Annotated in this window: 15 protein-coding genes and 4 pseudogenes; 8 read left to right on the top strand and 11 right to left on the bottom strand. The window is 68.7% G+C overall.

What is annotated here, in order from left to right:
- The first annotated feature begins 498 nt into the window (after nt 1–498).
- Entirely contained in the window at nt 499–2,925 is a 2,427-nt protein-coding gene (locus ACFFIA_RS03065) for an ATP-binding protein (RefSeq protein WP_377244870.1), read from the top strand.
- Here ACFFIA_RS03065 and ACFFIA_RS03060 read toward each other — a convergent pair.
- Entirely contained in the window at nt 2,876–3,298 is a 423-nt protein-coding gene (locus ACFFIA_RS03060) for a hypothetical protein (protein ID WP_377244867.1), read from the bottom strand. The two genes, ACFFIA_RS03065 and ACFFIA_RS03060, sit on opposite strands and share 50 nt — an antisense overlap.
- Nucleotides 3,299–3,388: 90 nt before the next feature.
- Between ACFFIA_RS03060 and ACFFIA_RS03055 the strand changes: the two are divergent.
- Together ACFFIA_RS03055 and ACFFIA_RS03050 are read left to right on the top strand one after the other, a co-directional pair.
- Nucleotides 3,389–3,661: pseudogene (locus ACFFIA_RS03055) on the top strand (pentapeptide repeat-containing protein); the annotation flags it as partial.
- 113 nt (nt 3,662–3,774) lie between these two features.
- The gene (locus ACFFIA_RS03050; RefSeq protein WP_377244864.1) at nt 3,775–4,002 is read left to right on the top strand and encodes a pentapeptide repeat-containing protein; all 228 of its coding nucleotides are present in this window, start codon (nt 3,775–3,777) and stop codon (nt 4,000–4,002) included.
- A gap of 31 nt (nt 4,003–4,033) precedes the next feature.
- Here ACFFIA_RS03050 and ACFFIA_RS03045 read toward each other — a convergent pair whose 3' ends face one another.
- The 9 genes and pseudogenes from ACFFIA_RS03045 to ACFFIA_RS03005 form a co-directional block, all read right to left on the bottom strand.
- Nucleotides 4,034–4,519 (bottom strand): pentapeptide repeat-containing protein, encoded by a 486-nt coding sequence (locus ACFFIA_RS03045; protein ID WP_377244861.1) that lies wholly within the window; start codon nt 4,517–4,519, stop codon nt 4,034–4,036.
- Nucleotides 4,516–4,683 carry a hypothetical protein gene (locus ACFFIA_RS03040; protein WP_377244858.1) on the bottom strand — a complete coding sequence of 56 codons (168 nt, stop codon included), beginning with the start codon at nt 4,681–4,683 and terminating at the stop codon, nt 4,516–4,518. The genes ACFFIA_RS03045 and ACFFIA_RS03040 overlap by 4 nt, the downstream gene beginning before the upstream one ends.
- Nucleotides 4,684–4,824: 141 nt before the next feature.
- Entirely contained in the window at nt 4,825–5,016 is a 192-nt protein-coding gene (locus tag ACFFIA_RS03035) for a hypothetical protein (RefSeq protein WP_377244855.1), read from the bottom strand.
- Nucleotides 5,017–5,125: 109 nt separating this feature from the next.
- Nucleotides 5,126–6,046: a VOC family protein gene (locus tag ACFFIA_RS03030; protein WP_377244852.1), complete on the bottom strand. Its 921-nt coding sequence runs from the start codon at nt 6,044–6,046 to the stop codon at nt 5,126–5,128.
- A gap of 103 nt (nt 6,047–6,149) precedes the next feature.
- A pseudogene (locus tag ACFFIA_RS03025) lies at nt 6,150–6,770 on the bottom strand (MFS transporter); the annotation flags it as partial.
- A pseudogene (locus ACFFIA_RS03020) lies at nt 6,751–7,512 on the bottom strand (MFS transporter); the annotation flags it as partial. The pseudogenes ACFFIA_RS03020 and ACFFIA_RS03025, both read right to left, overlap by 20 nt.
- A 130-nt stretch (nt 7,513–7,642) precedes the next feature.
- Nucleotides 7,643–7,786: pseudogene (locus ACFFIA_RS03015) on the bottom strand (DUF1330 domain-containing protein); the annotation flags it as partial.
- A gap of 67 nt (nt 7,787–7,853) precedes the next feature.
- On the bottom strand, nt 7,854–8,348 hold the full coding sequence (locus tag ACFFIA_RS03010; RefSeq protein WP_377244849.1) for a VOC family protein: 495 nt from the start codon (nt 8,346–8,348) through the stop codon (nt 7,854–7,856).
- A 13-nt stretch (nt 8,349–8,361) separates the two neighbouring features.
- The gene (locus tag ACFFIA_RS03005; RefSeq protein WP_377244846.1) at nt 8,362–9,801 is read right to left on the bottom strand and encodes an FAD-dependent oxidoreductase; all 1,440 of its coding nucleotides are present in this window, start codon (nt 9,799–9,801) and stop codon (nt 8,362–8,364) included.
- Between the two features lie 106 nt (nt 9,802–9,907).
- Here ACFFIA_RS03005 and ACFFIA_RS03000 point away from each other — a divergent pair, with 106 nt between their 5' ends.
- The gene (locus ACFFIA_RS03000; RefSeq protein ID WP_377244843.1) at nt 9,908–10,681 is read left to right on the top strand and encodes an IclR family transcriptional regulator; all 774 of its coding nucleotides are present in this window, start codon (nt 9,908–9,910) and stop codon (nt 10,679–10,681) included.
- Nucleotides 10,682–10,778: 97 nt separating this feature from the next.
- Here the strand turns inward: ACFFIA_RS03000 and ACFFIA_RS02995 are convergent, their stop codons facing one another.
- Nucleotides 10,779–11,549: an IclR family transcriptional regulator gene (locus ACFFIA_RS02995; protein WP_377244840.1), complete on the bottom strand. Its 771-nt coding sequence runs from the start codon at nt 11,547–11,549 to the stop codon at nt 10,779–10,781.
- Nucleotides 11,550–11,626: 77 nt separating this feature from the next.
- Here ACFFIA_RS02995 and ACFFIA_RS02990 point away from each other — a divergent pair, with 77 nt between their 5' ends.
- From ACFFIA_RS02990 to ACFFIA_RS02975, 4 genes are read left to right on the top strand one after another with little or no spacing between them, the layout of a single operon-like run.
- Entirely contained in the window at nt 11,627–12,760 is a 1,134-nt protein-coding gene (locus tag ACFFIA_RS02990; RefSeq protein WP_377244837.1) for a cupin domain-containing protein, read from the top strand.
- Nucleotides 12,757–13,602 (top strand): fumarylacetoacetate hydrolase family protein, encoded by an 846-nt coding sequence (locus ACFFIA_RS02985; protein WP_377244834.1) that lies wholly within the window; start codon nt 12,757–12,759, stop codon nt 13,600–13,602. The genes ACFFIA_RS02990 and ACFFIA_RS02985 overlap by 4 nt, the downstream gene beginning before the upstream one ends.
- A complete protein-coding gene (locus ACFFIA_RS02980) occupies nt 13,602–14,225 on the top strand; it encodes a maleylpyruvate isomerase family mycothiol-dependent enzyme (RefSeq protein ID WP_377244832.1) in 624 nt (207 codons plus the stop codon). Before ACFFIA_RS02985 ends, ACFFIA_RS02980 begins: the two co-directional genes overlap by 1 nt.
- Nucleotides 14,226–14,238: 13 nt before the next feature.
- On the top strand, nt 14,239–15,516 hold the full coding sequence (locus ACFFIA_RS02975; RefSeq protein WP_377244829.1) for an FAD-dependent oxidoreductase: 1,278 nt from the start codon (nt 14,239–14,241) through the stop codon (nt 15,514–15,516).
- The last annotated feature ends 40 nt before the right edge of the window (nt 15,517–15,556 follow it).

Below are 15,556 nucleotides of genomic sequence, written 5' to 3'. Positions count from 1 at the left end.
CGTACCCGCCCTTGCCGCAGTCAGCGACTACACCAAGGTTGTGTTGTGCCCTCGCTGCGACGCTGGTTCACCGTCGACGCCTCTGCTGGCCTGGTTGGCCGCACACGGCGCATGCCATCGGCACGAGGCCGTAGGGCTGTGGTGTGGGTCGGGTGCGTGGAGCAGTGCGGCAGTGCGAGCACGAGCCGCCCCGCATGCTGGGCAGGCGGGTAGGTCTCCAGCAGCCTGAACAGGATCCTGCTCATCAGGAGGTGTGCCTTTCGTCGACGCTCTGTGCCATGTCACGGTGCCGGACATGACGGCCCTGTTCCTTGGAGAGAACGTGGAGAGATCTTGCAGAGCCGCTTCGACAAACAGCGCCGGGCCGCGGGTCTCCGAGACGGGGAGCGCGGCCTGCCCCGAATGTCTGGTTATATGGACCCGGAGCGGGCTGGCCGGAACTGTCCGGTTTGTTACCGGAGGCTCGTGCTCGCCGGCCCGGTGGCTAGGCTCCCGCGCGTGGTGGTTTACCGATTCGGCAGTTTCGGGCTCGACACCCGGGCACGGGAACTGCGGGCACATGGCACGGTAGTCCATCTCGAGCCGCAGGTTTTCGACGTGCTGGCCCACCTGATCGCCAACCGGGATCGGCTGGTGCCCAAGGAGGAACTGCTCGACACGGTGTGGGGCAGCCGATTCGTCACCGAGTCGGCGTTGGCCTCCCGCCTGAGGTCGGTGCGGGCCGCGGTCGGTGACGACGGGGCCACCCAGGCGTTGATCCGCACGGAGAGAGGCCGCGGCTACCGGTTCGTCGGCACCGTCCGGGAGGAAGTCACACCACTGTGGACGGCCGCTGGGCGCCTTCCATCCGCCCGTACCCCCCTTATCGGCCGGCGCGCCGACATCGACGCGCTCCGCGAGCTGCTGAGTGGGCATCGCCTGGTCACGATCACCGGACCTGGCGGCGCGGGCAAGTCCACCCTCGGAATCGAGGTCGCCCGGAGCATGCCCGACGTGGCGTTCGTGGAGTTGGCCGCGGTGCGGGGGCCCGGCGAGATCATCCGTGCGGTTGCCGAAGCCACCAGCGTCGAGGGCGCCGCGGCCGATGACCCCGGCCTGCTCGTCGCGAGCCTCGCCGCCCGGCCACTCACCCTCGTCCTGGACAACTGCGAGCATCTGCTCGACGGCGTCGCGGTTCTCGCTGACCGGTTGCTTGACGCGAACCCTGCGGCCCAGCTGCTGGCGACCAGCCGCGAGCCGCTCGGCATCGACGGCGAGGCCGTCCACCCGTTGGGCTCTCTGGGCCCCGACGCCGCGACCCTCTTCGTGACCCGTGCGGAAGCAGCCTCCCGGCGTCCTCGGCTCGATCCGGCCGATCCCAGTGTGGTCGAGCTCTGTGACCGGCTCGACGGCCTCCCACTGGCGATCGAGTTGGCAGCCGCCCAACTGCGCCATCTGACGCTGGCTGACCTGTTGGCACGCCTCGACGACCGGCTTGGTCTGCTCGTCGGCGGCCGGCCCCGCGCCGGTGCCCGGCACGCGACCCTCGTCGGCACACTCCAGTGGAGCCACCAGCTACTGGCCGAGCCCGCCCGGGACCTCTTCGACCGGCTCGGGATCTTCCCGGCCAGCTTCGACCTTCCAGCCGCGACCGCGGTCGCCACCGCCCGGCTCGGCGGGACCACGACGGATCCGGTCGCCGCTACGAACACGCTCGGCGACCTCGTCGCGAAGAACCTCGTCGTGCACGACGAGGGCCGCTACCGCCTGCTGGAGACGATCCGCCTCTACGCCGCACAACGCATGGACACCGCCGGCAGTCGCCCCGGGCTGGTCGAGGCGGTGCGTCAGCACGTCGTCACGCGGGTCACCGCGCAGTCCCGGGTGCACGCCTGGCTGTCGGCCGAGGGCGCCGCACGCAACCGCGACGACATCGCGAACGTCCGGCTCGCGTTCGAGGCCAGCGTGGCCGGCAGCGCGTACGTGGACGCCGTCGACATCATGATCGGCCTGAGCACCCTGTGGCGCAACGCGGCCTCCTACGCCGAAGGGCTACGTTGGGCCGACATGCTGCGCCCATTAGCTCTCGCACCGCGTGACCGGCTATGGCTGCACATCCTCGAAGCCGACCTCGGCCTCGGCTCGGGCGATCCCAGGAAGATGGCCGACGCGGCCCACGCCGCCGTCGCGCTCGCTTCCGACGTGGATGATCCGGCCGCCGCCGTCATCGCGGGCATGTACCGCTCACTCGCCGCCATCACCAGACCCGACCGCGCCGTCGCGGGCTTCGACGCGATCTATCCTCACGCGTACGACGCCGGCGGTCGTGCGCTCGACCGCCTGGTACGCGCGTTCCGAGCCGTGGCGCTGCTCTGGGCCGACCGGCCCGACGAGGTCTCCGCCGAAGTTCAGGCATTGACGGACTCGCCGGGGCACGGCTACGACCGCTACATCTGCATCTGGGCGGCGTTCATGAAAGCGCTCCTGGAGCGCGACGGCCCCCGCCTACGGCGGCTGATGGACATCCAGATCGACAATGTTCACCGCAGCGGCCTGCGGGAGAACTGGCTGACGATGTTCGACACCGCACTCACGATGATCGCGCACGGCGAAGACCACCTACCCACCCTCGACCGTGCCCGCCGCCGCGCCGAGGCCGAAGGTCGCCGCGCCGACGCTGACATCGTCTTCGCCCTGGCCTACGCGGCCGCCTGCCAGGACAACTGGCCCCTCGCCGCGGAACTGCTCGAAGCAAGCAGCGACAGCCTGTTCCGCGACACCGCCAACTTCACCCAACACCGCGCCGTCAGGGACCTCCTCGTCCGCCCCAAACTTTCGCCAGAAGAGCTGGCCACGGCCAAACAACGCGCCAAAAGCCGCACGATCCACGAAATCCTCACAGCCCACGGCCTCGACCCCGACCCGCCCAGCACCCCTCAATCATGAACACAGGCCCCGCCCAGAGCACGTTCAGCCGCAGGTCTACGGCGTTGCCGACAGGAGCCCCGGAAGAACCCATGATCGCCGGCCTCCTGCCGACCACGGTGGTCTCGTAGCGCGGATTGCCCAAACGTAACAGTGCCAGGAGATTGAGGTCCTGACTGGCGACGATTGACCAACACACCACGGCGGCCGTCCGCCAGTCGGCGGCGATCGCACCGGTGCCGGTACGCCGGTGGGGCCTGTCGGCAGCACCGGCCCAGGCCGCGGCGACGTTGAAGTAGCGCAGGATGACGCAGCTCAGGCTGCCCGACACTGGTCCTCGTGACAACAGCAATTTCAAGCCCGGGGTGGCGGACGCGAAATACGACAGGTACATACTTGACCTTGATGGTCGCTGGACTCGCTCGAAGCAGGGGGCAACTTCAGCAGAAGCTACATCTCGGAGGTCTGTGAGGGGTTGGTTGGCATGGCACAGCGTCCGGGGTCGGGCAGGGCGCGACCGGTCCGCTATGTGCGTGCCCACGAGTGGCCGGAACGGGCTGACGGGCTTGACTACGCTGACGCGACCTTCATCGATGTGGATCTGTGTGAGGTGGCGGTGACCGCATCCACCTTCGTTCGATGTGTGTTCCAGAACATCCGGTTCAACTGCGCGGTGGTCACGGACACGCGGTTCGTCGACTGCCAGTTGCGTGGCTGCAACTTCTTCGATGCCAGCTTCACCGACTGTGCTCTCACGGGGAGCCGGTTCGATCGCTGCGGCTTCGATGGGCTGCGGGTCACCGGCGGCGACTGGTTCGAGGCCGAGCTTCTGGGCGCGGATCTCGGCACGGCCGAGTTCACCGGGTCCGGATGCGCGAGGTCAACCTCAGCGGTAGTCGCTGCCAGGGAGCGGTTTTCCGAGACGTCGACTTCACGAACGCCTCGCTGCGCGAGGCCGATTTCACCGGCGCCGACCTGCGCGGTACCACGCTCACCGCCTTCGACCCACGCGACGTGACACTGCGCGACGCGATCATCACCGCGGATCAGGCGGTCGACCTGGCGGTCTGCCTGCGGATGTCGATCCGGGCGACGTAGCAGCCGCCGCGCGGCGGGGCGGGTGGCCGCTTCAGCGGTCCTTCACCACGATGCCGAGCGTGTCCGCCAACGCCGGCGCCAGCTCGGCCAGCTGTGCGGTGTCCACGATCGCGCCCCGCAGCGAGTCACAGCCGGCGGCGATGTCGAGCTCGCGGGCACCACGAAAGTCGACCTTCTGCAAGGTGGCATTGCCGAACCGGGCCCGCCGGACCGTCGAACCGGGAAAGGTCACACCGGTCAGCGTCGCCGCGCCGAAGTCGGCCTCGGAAAGCTCACAGTCGCGAAACTCGACGTCCCGCAGGTCGGCGTCCCTCAGGTTCAAGGTGTCGATCTTGCAGCGTTCGAAGACCACCCGCCGGAACCTTCCGCCGTACGCCTGCACTCCGGCCAGAGCCCCGTCCAGAAACGACACGTCGAGCATGTCGACTTCGGCCCAGCTGACCCCGATCCACCGCGTCCGACTGACCCACACGTCGCTGAACCGACCTCGGGGTACCCCGCCACCGTCGAACGTCACACCGGTGATGGCGCTCTCGTTGAATCGGACGTTGCCCGCACCTTCCGGTATTCCGCGTCGGCCAGGTGAACCTCGGTGTAGTCGCCGCCCTGCTCCGGCTCGCCATCGAACGGCTCCAGGTAGTGCGCATACGGCAACGCGGCGAGATCCTGCGGTGCGGGCACGAATACTCCTCGCGGTTGACGGCTCGATGTGTTGGATGGAGGTGCCCGACAGCGCCCTGGTTGCAACCGCGGCCGCCGGTTATCACGCCAAAGGCAGCGCTATGGCCACTCGCCGTTCGGGGTTGCCCTGGCATGGGGGAGCTACTCGGGCACGACCTCATAGCGATGGGCACGGACCCGTTCGCCGTCGATGAGCACGACGTCGACCAGGCCGTCGCCGCCTGGGGTGGCTCTCATCGAGTGCACCTGCATGCCGTCGTGTTCGGCAAGCAGGCTGGAACGCGTCGCAGGGTCCGGACGGAGTATCCAGCGCAGCTCCAACGGCTCCTTCACCGTTACACCTTTCCGTACGTGCGTTCGACTGATGGGAGGTTACCAAAGTCAACCGGCGGCGCCCTACGGCTCGCTCCGTTAGTAGGCGTGTCGTCCGAGCCGCCGAATGTCAGATCGGTCGCCGGGTGATGAAGCGCCATTGCATGCCGAAGGCGGCCTCGGGGTCGATCGAGGTGACCTCGGTGCTGAGGCGGCGGGTGGGGACGCCGGCGTGTGCCAGGTGGGTCTCGACCTGTTCGATGTCGGCGACCTGGAGGCTGATGCCGTGGTAGTAGTCGAGACCGGAGGAGACGCGAGCTGCGGCAGGACTTTTCGGGTCGGGGACCGCGAACTCCACGACGCTGTCGCCGAGGGTGATGAAGGTGCTGAGTGCCTGGAGTTCCTCGTTGCGTCGCTGACCGATGACACGACCTCCCGCCGCGTCGACGTAGACGCGCTCCGCCCGTTCGGGGTCGGCTGTGAGGAAGGTGTGGTGGGAAGTGCGTTCGATCCGTAGCGGGTCATTGGGGTCGACGGGTGGGCGGACCCAGTCCGGTCGCAGCCTGGGATCGGCCTGGCGGGAGTAGTACTCCAGGTGCCGGTCGCCGATCCGGACGAACTCGTGGCGGTAGCCGGCGGTCTCGGGATCGGTGAATCCAACGTGGATGTCGGGCGCCATCGGGGAGACCGGGGGGTTCTCGGAGGTGATTCGCCGACCCTTCTGGTCGTGCGATGTGATCCCATGCTCGGTGAGGCGATCGAACATCCCAACCGCGTCATCGGTGTACCAGCCGACTCCGATCATGCCTTCGGGGACATCCTGGTAGCGGGTCTGCCCGCGGAGGGCGCCAGTCGCGTGCAACTGCGGGCACAGCACCACATAGTGGAGATCGTGGATGAAAAAGAAGAACGAGTAGTTGCGCGGATAGTCGGGGTCGAGCAACTTCGGGTCGAGGGTGTCCTCCCAGCGGAAGGCGGGTCGGGCGAAGACTCGGGTGAACCACTCGCGGGCGACCTCAAGGTCGTGGACCCCGAGGGTGGGGTGATACATGGCGGTCACGCTTGGAGTCGCTACGGTGTGGGTGAGCGTGGAAGGGTCGCGGTCTGACATCGGAAGTCTCCTCCGGTGGGTGTTGGGCGGGGGTTGGCCGGGCTCAGACATCGAGGGCGGCCGGGAGCGGGGCCCGGGCGCTCGCCGCGGCGGTGGTCAGGCCGTCGCTGTCCGCATGGTCCAGGGACGTGCCTCGAGTCTCGCGGACCAGCAGCACGGTGACGCCGCCGATAAGCGCGAGCGCGATGACCAGTCCGCACAGGGCGTACGGGGCCCCGGTGGCGATGCCCACCAGGCCGGCGCCGATGACCGGCACCACCCCACCGCCGATGCTGCCGGCGACCTCGCGGCTGAGCGTCATCCCGGTGAGGCGTTCCTGGGTGCGGAACAGTTCGGCGCCGAAGCTGTTGACCCCGGAGTTGTAGCTGGCGTTGGCGAGTGCGAGCGCGGTGACCATGACTGCGAGGTAGCCAGCGCCGCTGCCGGCGGGTACGACGAAGAACAACAGGATTCCGGCGAGGATCGCGAAGCCGAGGCCGATGAGGATGACCGGTCGGCGACCGATCTTGTCGGAGAGCGCACCGAACAACGGCACCGTGAAGAAGCCTCCGATGGCGCCGTACAGGACACCGTCGGCGACCTGGGCGGCCGTCAGCTCCAGGACGCCACTGGCGTAGGCGGCAGCGAGTGCCTGGAAGAAAGTACGAGATGCCGTTGCAGGCGAAGTAGATGATCCCGAGCACGATCATGGGCTTCCAGGAGGCACGCACGATGGCGGGCAGGGTGACCTGCTGGACCACGCCTTCGGCCTGCTTGACGAGGTAGGCCGGGGTCTCGCTCAGGCCCAGGCGCACGGCGATCCCGACGATTACTACGACAAAGCCGAGCAGGAACGGCACCCGCCAGCCCCAGCTGTACAGCTGCTGCTCGGGCATCTGGGTGACGACCCGGACGGCAACCGCGGACAGCACCAGGCCGGCGAAGTTGCCCATGGCGGGGAAGGACGCCCACAGGCCGCGGCGCTTGGCAGGGGAGAACTCAGCTGCCACTGTGATGGCGCTGCCCACCTCCGCGCCAGCGGCAAAGCCCTGGGCGAGCCGCAGTCCGAGCAGCAGCAACGGAGCCCACACGCCGATCTGGGCGTAGGTGGGCAGCAGGCCGATCATGGTGGTGGCGGCGCCCATCACGAACAGCGTTGACATCAGCACGCGCTTGCGTCCGTACTTGTCACCGAGCCGTCCGAAGTACAAGGCGCCGACGGGGCGGGCGAGGAATCCTGCGGCGAAGATGCCCAGCGACGAGACGACCGCGACCTCGGGGTCCGAGTTTACGAAGAAGAGGCGGGGGAAGATCAGCGCCGAGTAGAGCGTGAAGAGCGTGAAGTCGTACCACTCCAGCGTGGTGCCGACCAAGCTGGCCACGCCGGCTCGCCGGCTGGAAGTTCGGGTGCTGAGGGCGGAAGGCATGTGGGTCTCCGGGGCCTTGTGGGGGTTTGTGCTGTGGGTGACGAGGTGACGGTGGAGGGTGCGGATCGCCCAGTGCCGCTCGTGGGAGGTCGTGGACCGGTTGGGGGGCCGGGCGGTGTCGGATGATGGTGAGCCGCTCCGCCTGCTCCCCCTCGGCGATGTCCTCGTCGCTGGACCGGACCAGGTACCTGGCGCCGTAGGAGGTCCGCAGCACCTTGGCCTTGCTGCGGTAGCGGGCGTACCGCGCGGCGTCGGCGACCACGCCGATGCGCACGACGACGTGGGCAGCCGTGCACTTCGCCTTCGATGGTGTGGTCGGGTCAATCCCGCTGGCTGCGTAGCTAGGCGTACCAGGACGGCCGTTCGTGGCTGCGCTGCTGGTTGAACTGGATCATGTTGCCATCGTCGTCGTAGAACAGGAACGACTTGCCGTTCACCGCCCATGTCCAGATGTAGTCGGTGTTGGTCTCGTAGCCGGCGCTGCGGACCTTGTCGAACCAGGGCTCGATGTCCTCGACTAAGAAGGCAACCTCGTGGATGCCGGTGTGCCGGTACCGAAGGTTTTCGCGTGGTGTCTTCTGCACCGCCGGCACGGTGGGTTGCTGCAGCTCGATCATGGCGCCGTGAGCGGACTGAAGCAGGGCCATGCGTGAGGTGGCGCCCTCGACGCCGAAAATGTCGTCGAGGACGTACTGGGGCATCCGCGCTTGGCCGCCGTCGGTGGCGGTGTCAGGGATGACCCGGTCGACGAGGACTTCGAAGCCGAGGACGTCTCGCCACAGCTTGAGAGATTTGTCGAGGTCGCTGACGAAGAGGGCGACGTGGTGGAACTTCATGGTTCTCCGATCTTCAGGGGGAGTTGGGCGGGCGGGAGTGGGCGGCGATGTGCTGGGCGACCACTCGCCCGAAGACAGCACCTTTGCCAAGGGAGGTGCCGGTGATGTAGCTGGCGCCGTGGAACCCGCCAGTCACCTCGCCGAGGGCGTACAGGCCGTCGATGACCTCGCCGTCGATGTCGAGGACCTGCCCGTGGGCGTTGATGGTGAGTCCGCAGTAGGTCGAGGTGAGCAGCGACTTGGCCGGGTAGGCGAAGTAGGGCGGGGTGTCGATCGGCTGCAGCTGGCCCACGCCGTGGCACAGACTGGTGCGGCCGAGGTCGTCGGGTGCGGCGCCGGTGACGGCGCAGTTGTATCTGCTGACGGTGTCGGTCAAGGTGGCCGGGTCGATCCCGGCTTGGGTGGCGAGCTCGTCGAGGGTGTCGGCCCGGTGCACGTGGCCGAGATCCTCCAGCGTGTCGATGTCCTTCAGGGCCACACCGCGGCGTGACTGGGCGCGGACCTTGGCGTCGAAGATCTCGAACCCGAGCGCGCCGGGCTGGGTGAGGACGGCACGGCCCAGGCTCTTGTAGTCGCGGGACTCGTCGACGAACCGCCGCCCGAGCTTGTTCACGATGATCGCGCCCATGTAGTAGGCGGTCAGGAGTTCGTGGAAGTCCTCACCGGTGTCGGGGTGGGAGCCGAAGGTGCCGGAGACACAGGACATGTCGGCCAGTCCGGCGCCGAGCCGCCAGGCCATCCGCAGACCGTCGCCGGTGTTGCCCTTGCCGCCGTAGGGGATCGCGGTGAGCTGCTCGGGGGCGAAGGTGCTGAGCAGCTCGGTGCTGCGCGAGAAGCCGCCGGTGGCCAGCGCGACTCCGGCGCGGGCGGTGATCTGGTGCTGCCCGTCAGCGCTCTCGACGGTCACGCCGGTGATCCGGCCAGAGCAGTCGCGCCGCAGATGGGTGGCACGGTGCTCGAGCTGAATGTGCCCACCGGCTGCGGTAAAGGCGGCATGCAGCCCGGCCAGAACGTCCTTGATCGCGGTGTGGTGACTCCGCGGTGCCGACTGTCCAGAGCTGATCTCCACCTCGTCGAAGACGACTCCGTGAGCCTTGAGCCAGCGGTAGGTCTTGTGCTGGTGGCGCAGGTAGGTCTCCAGGAGAGCCCGGTCGTTGCGATGCTGACCGGCCTCAAGCAGGTCAGCGAGGAACAACTCGGCCGAGTCGGCGATGGCCGCCTCCGCCTGTTCGTCGGTGCCGGTGAATGCGAACCAGCCGCCGCTCATCGCGGAGGACCCGCCGATCCGCTCGGTCTTCTCCAGCAGCAGCACAGCCAGACCGAACTCGGCGGCGGAGGTGGCTGCAGTCAGGCCGGCGATGCCCGACCCGACAACGACCAGATCGTAGGCGGGGATGTCCGGGTCGCCGCGCGGCACCGTTCGATCCCGGATGTCGTGTGACGCAGATGACATGCTCCTCATGTTCCATCCTGACCAATGAGGCTGGCCACAGTGTTCTGGCATGCGGAACGCTATCTGCCAACTCACCGATGCGGAACGATCCCGCTAGAGTTGTTCCGTGTCCCAGAACAAGGAGTCGCGCACTGTCGGTGCCGTCGACCGGGCGCTGGCGCTGCTTACCCTGGTCTCCGAGCGCGGTCCGATCGGGGTGCACGAGGCGGCCCGGGAGATCGGTTCCGCTCCGTCGACGGTGCACCGGCTGTTCGCCACGCTGTGCCAGCGGGAGTACCTGATCCAGGGCGAGGACCGTCGCTACCGCCCGGGTCCGCAGTTGTTGGGCCGCCGCGCGGCGGTGGCCATCCCGCAGCTGGTGCGCGATGCGCGTCCCTTCCTCGGCGAGCTGCACGACAAGGTGGGCGAGACTGTCCATCTCATGGTCCTGGTCGGGAACCACATCCGCCTGGTCGACGGCATCGAGTGCGCACACGACCTGCGGGTCACCTTGCGGCTGGGTGCGGAGTTTCCCGCCCACGTCACCGCCGGTGGCCGGGCGATGCTGGCCGAGCTCGGGCCTGATGCGGTGGCTGCTCGGTACGCTGGCGGGATCCCGCACGTGCCCGGTCGAGGACCGACTACGCTCGCCGAGCTCCAGCACGTTCTGGCCCAGAGTCCGTCGAGGAAGGCGTGGTTGAACATCGACGGCACCGAGGTCGGCATGAGTGTCATCAGCGCCTCGGTGGGTTCCTCGGCACGCGAGCCGCTGGCTGCGATGTCGATCGCAATGCCGACCGCGCGGTTCCAGGCAGTAGATCAGCAGGCGATGGCCGCGACTCTGCTGGAGATCTGTGACCGAGCGCGGCGGCATCTCGAAGGGCCTGTGTTAATGAATTGAGGGGCCGCCCCGATGACGGGATGACTTGGTCGCGGTCACCCGCCGTCCGTCATGCCTCATGGCCGACGCCAGGCTGGCGGGCACGTACCGGCCCGAGTCAGCCGGCCAGGTCGGCACCGATCACCCCGGCCGCGCGCTGCAGGGCCGCGACCAGGTTCGGCAGCTGGTGTCGGTCGTAGCGGACTTCCGGCAGCGTGACCGAGAGGCCCGCGACCGCCATGCCGTCGGAGTCGCGTACGGGAACGCCGACCGCAACTACCCCACGCTCGGACTGGCCCTGGTTGAGGGCGAAGCCGGCGCGCCGGACCCGGGTCAGCTCGGCGCGCAGTCGATCAAGGTCTGGTCGCTCCTCGGGGTGCTCGGCGTACCGTTCCTCGGCGTAGACACCCGCAAGTTCGTCGGCCGGCAGGTCCGCGAGCAGCAGCAGGCCGGCAGTGGTCCGGTGCGCCGGGAACACCATGCCCTCGCGGGTGCCGACTCGCAGTGACTGGTCGCACTCGACGCTCACGATGAACCGGGTGGTGTCGCGCATCCGGATCGCGAGGTTTACCGACTCCCCGAGCACATTGACCAGCCGCTCCATGTGCGGCAGGGCGACCGCGCGCAAACGGGACGTGCCCGACCGGGAGTGGGCCGCGAGCTCGAGCACGGGCCCTGGATGGTAGACCCTGTCTTCGTCCTGCGCCGCGAAGTCGCGGTATACCAGCATCGCGAGCAGTCGATGCGCGGTCGAGCGCGCGACGCCGAGCCGCTCGGCGACCTGGCTCACCGTGAGCGCCCCCTCCAGCTGCAGTATGGTCGCGATCCGCAGTGCGTGGTCGACGCTGGCGATCGCGTAGGTCGGCGGTGTCTTCAGCGGCTTCTCCATGGCGCGACCACCCAAGCTAGCGTTCTGGATAACAGAATTGGTGATTCTTCCTCGCAGGGTACCCGCACCCTTTGACCATGCCAATCACCTCTCCTGTCCGCCTGCAGGCGGTAGAGGCCCCGGACCAGCCCGACGTCACCCCCGCTCTTGAGGACCTATACCGAGGCCTCGAGCAGGAGTTGCTCGTTCCGTTGTGGACCGAGATCGGCGACCTGATGCCTGCCCACCCACGGTCGCGCGGCGTACCCCATGTATGGCGCTGGGACAGCTTGTACCGGCTTGCGGCGCAGGCCGGCGACCTGGTGCCGGTGGGCCGCGGCGGCGAGCGTCGGGCGATCGCGCTGGCCAACCCAGGGCTCGGCGGCCGCCCGTTCGCGACCCCGACGCTCTGGGCGGCCATCCAGTTCCTGATGCCGGGCGAGGATGCCCCCGAGCACCGACACACACAGCATGCGTTTCGCTTCGTCGTCGAGGGCGAGGGCGTGTGGACCGTGGTCGGTGGTGACCCGGTGCCAATGCGGCGCGGTGACTTCCTGCCGCAGGCCGGCTGGAACTGGCATGCCCACCACAACGCCGCCAGTGAGCCGATGGCCTGGATCGACGGCCTGGACATCCCGTTCCAGTACGTCACCGAGGCGCCGTTCTTCGAGTTCGGCCGCGACCAGATCAGCGATGCAGAGCGGTCCACGCCGGAGCGCTCGCGGTCCGAGCGGCTCTGGGGTCACCCCGGCCTGCGGCCGCTGTCGGTCGGCGAGGTCGCACCAGGTTCGCCGCTGCTGGCCTACAAGTGGGAGTTCACGGACCGGGCGCTCGCCGACCAGCTCGCCCTGGAGGCCGAAGGATATCCCGGCCCCGTCGAGCCCGGCCATGCCGCGGTCCGCTACACCAACCCGCACGATGGCCGCGACGTGCTGCCAACCATCCGGGCAGAGTTCCACCGCGTCGTCCGTGGCGTCGAGACGGCGCCGGTGCGGGAGACCGGCTCCTCGGTCTACCAAGTCTTCGACGGCTCCGGCACGGTCACCGTCGGCGAAACGACCTGGTCGGTCACCCGCGGCGACCTGTTCGTCGTCCCATCGTGGCAGCCATTCTCGGTCCACTCCGAGGCCGGCACGACGGATTCCGACTCCGGAGCCCTGGACCTCTTCCGCTTCACCGACGCGCCCGTCTTCGAAGCACTCCGACTCGACCGCCAGGAGGTCGCCCGATGAGGCTCGCCACCGTCCGCACCCCCGATGGCACCCGCGCCGTCCGGCTCGACGGGGACCAGTTGGTCGATGTCGGCGCCGACGATGTCGGTGCCCTGCTCGGCCGGCCAGACTGGCAACAGGCGGCCGCGGCGGCGACGAGCGCAGGCGGCGCCGCGACCTACCCGGTCGAGGTGGCGGACTTCGCGCCCGTCGTCCCCTCGCCGGCGAAGGTGGTCTGCGTCGGCCACAACTACACGAACCACATCAAGGAGATGGGTCGCGAGCTGCCGTCGTACCCGACACTCTTCACGAAGTTCGCCGATTCGCTCATCGGCGCCCACGACGACATCGCCAAGCCCGCCGAGACCGACGCGCTCGACTGGGAGGTGGAGCTAGTGGTCGTCATCGGCAGGGAAGTACGACGCGCGAGCCAGGCCCAGGCGGCCAGCGCCATCGCTGGGTTCACGATCATGAACGACATCTCGGTGCGCGACTGGCAGTTCCGAACCGTCGAGTGGACCCAGGGCAAGGCCTGGGACGCCACAACGCCCGTCGGCCCTTACCTCGTGACCCCCGACGAGCTGCCCGGTGGCCTCCGGCCGGCGCTCAAGGTGAGCACAACGGTCGACGGACAGCTCATGCAGCGCGACGACAGCAGCACGCTGCTCTTCGACCCCGTCACGCTCGTGCAGTACGTCTCGACACTCACCCGGCTGCGGCCCGGCGACCTGATCGCGACCGGCACGCCGGCCGGTGTCGGGCACGCACGCGACCCGAAGGTCTACCTGGCCCCTGGCCAGACCGTGACGACCGCGATCGACGGCCTCGGCGCCTGTACGAACCGGATCGTCGAGGAGGCGTGATGGCCCGCACCCCGAGCGACGCCCTCCGCTGGATGGCGGACGGCCAACGGCTCCTCTCATCTGTGATCGCGGGCCTCGACGCGAGCGACTTCAGGGCCGACAGCCTGCTTCCCGGCTGGACCCGCGGGCACCTGGTCGCACACGTCGCGGGGAATGCCGAAGCATTGGGCAACCTGGTCATCTGGGCGGCGACCGGCGTGGAAACGCCGATGTACGCCTCGCCCGAGGAGCGCGCAGCCAGCATCGAGCGCGGCGCCGCCCTCCCCGCCGCCGACCTCACCGCATGGGAGGCGGGCTCCGCGACCGCCCTTGCCGAAGGACTCGACCGGCTGACCATGGCGCAGTGGGCACACGAGATCCGTACCGCTCAGGGCCGGCTGCTGCCGGCCACCGAGATCCCGTGGCTGCGCGCCCGCGAGGTGATGGTGCACACCGTCGACCTGGCCCTCGGAATCGGCTTCGCCGACCTCCCGGCCGACTTTCTCAGCGCGCTGGTCAGCGACATCAAGGCCAAACGCGGCGACGTACCCGCCGTCGACGCGCGGCTCCCCGAGGTGGCCGCCTGGCTGGCCGGCCGCCCGCACTCCCTGACCGACGCCCCGGACCTCGGTCCGTGGCTCTGACCTGCGAGGACCCATGAGCACAACTGGCACACCGGACGTCATCGTCGTCGGTGGCGGTATCGGCGGCCTCAGCAGCGCATATGCCCTGACGCGCCGCGGCCTCGCCGTCCGGGTCCTCGAGCAGGCGTCCGCGTTTGGTGAGGTCGGTGCCGGAATCCAGCTCGCGCCCAACTGCACGCGGATCCTCGACGACTACGGCTTGCTCGACGAGGCCAAACAACTCGGCGTCGTACCGACATCCATGGTGATGCGCGACGCGGTCGACGCGACCGAACTCACCCGGCTGGACCTGATCGACCTCGAGCGGCGCTACGGCTTTCCTTACCTGGTCATCCACCGCAGCGATCTCCACGGCCTGCTCCTGCGGGCCTGCCAGCGCGTCGGCGTGGACCTGATGACCGACGCCCGCGTCGAGTCGTACGAGACGAATGGAAGGGGCGCACGCGCCGTCCTCGCGAACGGCGACGCTCACGAGGCGGCGGTCGTCATCGCCGCCGACGGCCTGCACTCGGTCGCTCGCACGCTGCTCGTCAACGACGAGCCGGTGTCCTCGGCGTATGTCGCCTATCGCGGCACGGTGCCGGTCGAAGCGACCGCCGGCCGGCCCGTCGACCTCTCCGAGGTCGTGGTGTACGTCGGACCGGGCTGTCACTTCGTCCACTATGGCCTGCGCGGGGGTGAGCTGCTCAACCAAGTCGCAGTCTTCGAGTCGCCGAAGGCACGTGCAGGTGAAGAGGACTGGGGTACGCCGGACGAGTTGGACGCGGCGTTCGACGGCACCTGCCCCGCCGTGCAGGAAGGGATCCCGCACATGTGGCGGGACAAGTGGTGGCGGATGTACGACCGCGACCCGATCCTGACCTGGGTGCACGGCCGGATCGCGTTGCTCGGCGACGCAGCGCATCCACCGCTGCAGTACATGGCGCAGGGCGCGATCATGGCCATCGAGGACGGCTGGGTGCTGGCCGAGCACGTCGCCCGCCAGCAGGAGGCCGGTGGTGCTGGGGACCCGACTCGAATCGACTGGTCGGCAGCGCTCGCGGCCTACGAAGCGGTGCGTCCCGAGCACTGTCGCCGAGTGGTGATGACCGCTCGCGCTTGGGGCGAGCTGTGGCACCTCGACGGGGCGGCGCGGGCCCGACGCAACGCCTTGCTTCGAGCCCGGGACGTGCACGACTACGCCTACACGGACTGGATCTACGGCCCGACCGCACTCTTTCCAGAGGACGAACCGCCGATGTACCCGGTGGTGCCGCTCGCGGCCGCGGACGATTTGGCGCACGCCGACTGACGCACCGGCAACTTCTGCGGTAAGGAAAGTACTGATCGGA

It is taken from the genome of Phytohabitans kaempferiae (assembly GCF_042433955.1).
Taxonomy (GTDB): Bacteria; Actinomycetota; Actinomycetes; order Mycobacteriales; family Micromonosporaceae; genus Phytohabitans; species Phytohabitans kaempferiae.
This window is presented reverse-complemented; position numbering and strand designations above follow the sequence as displayed.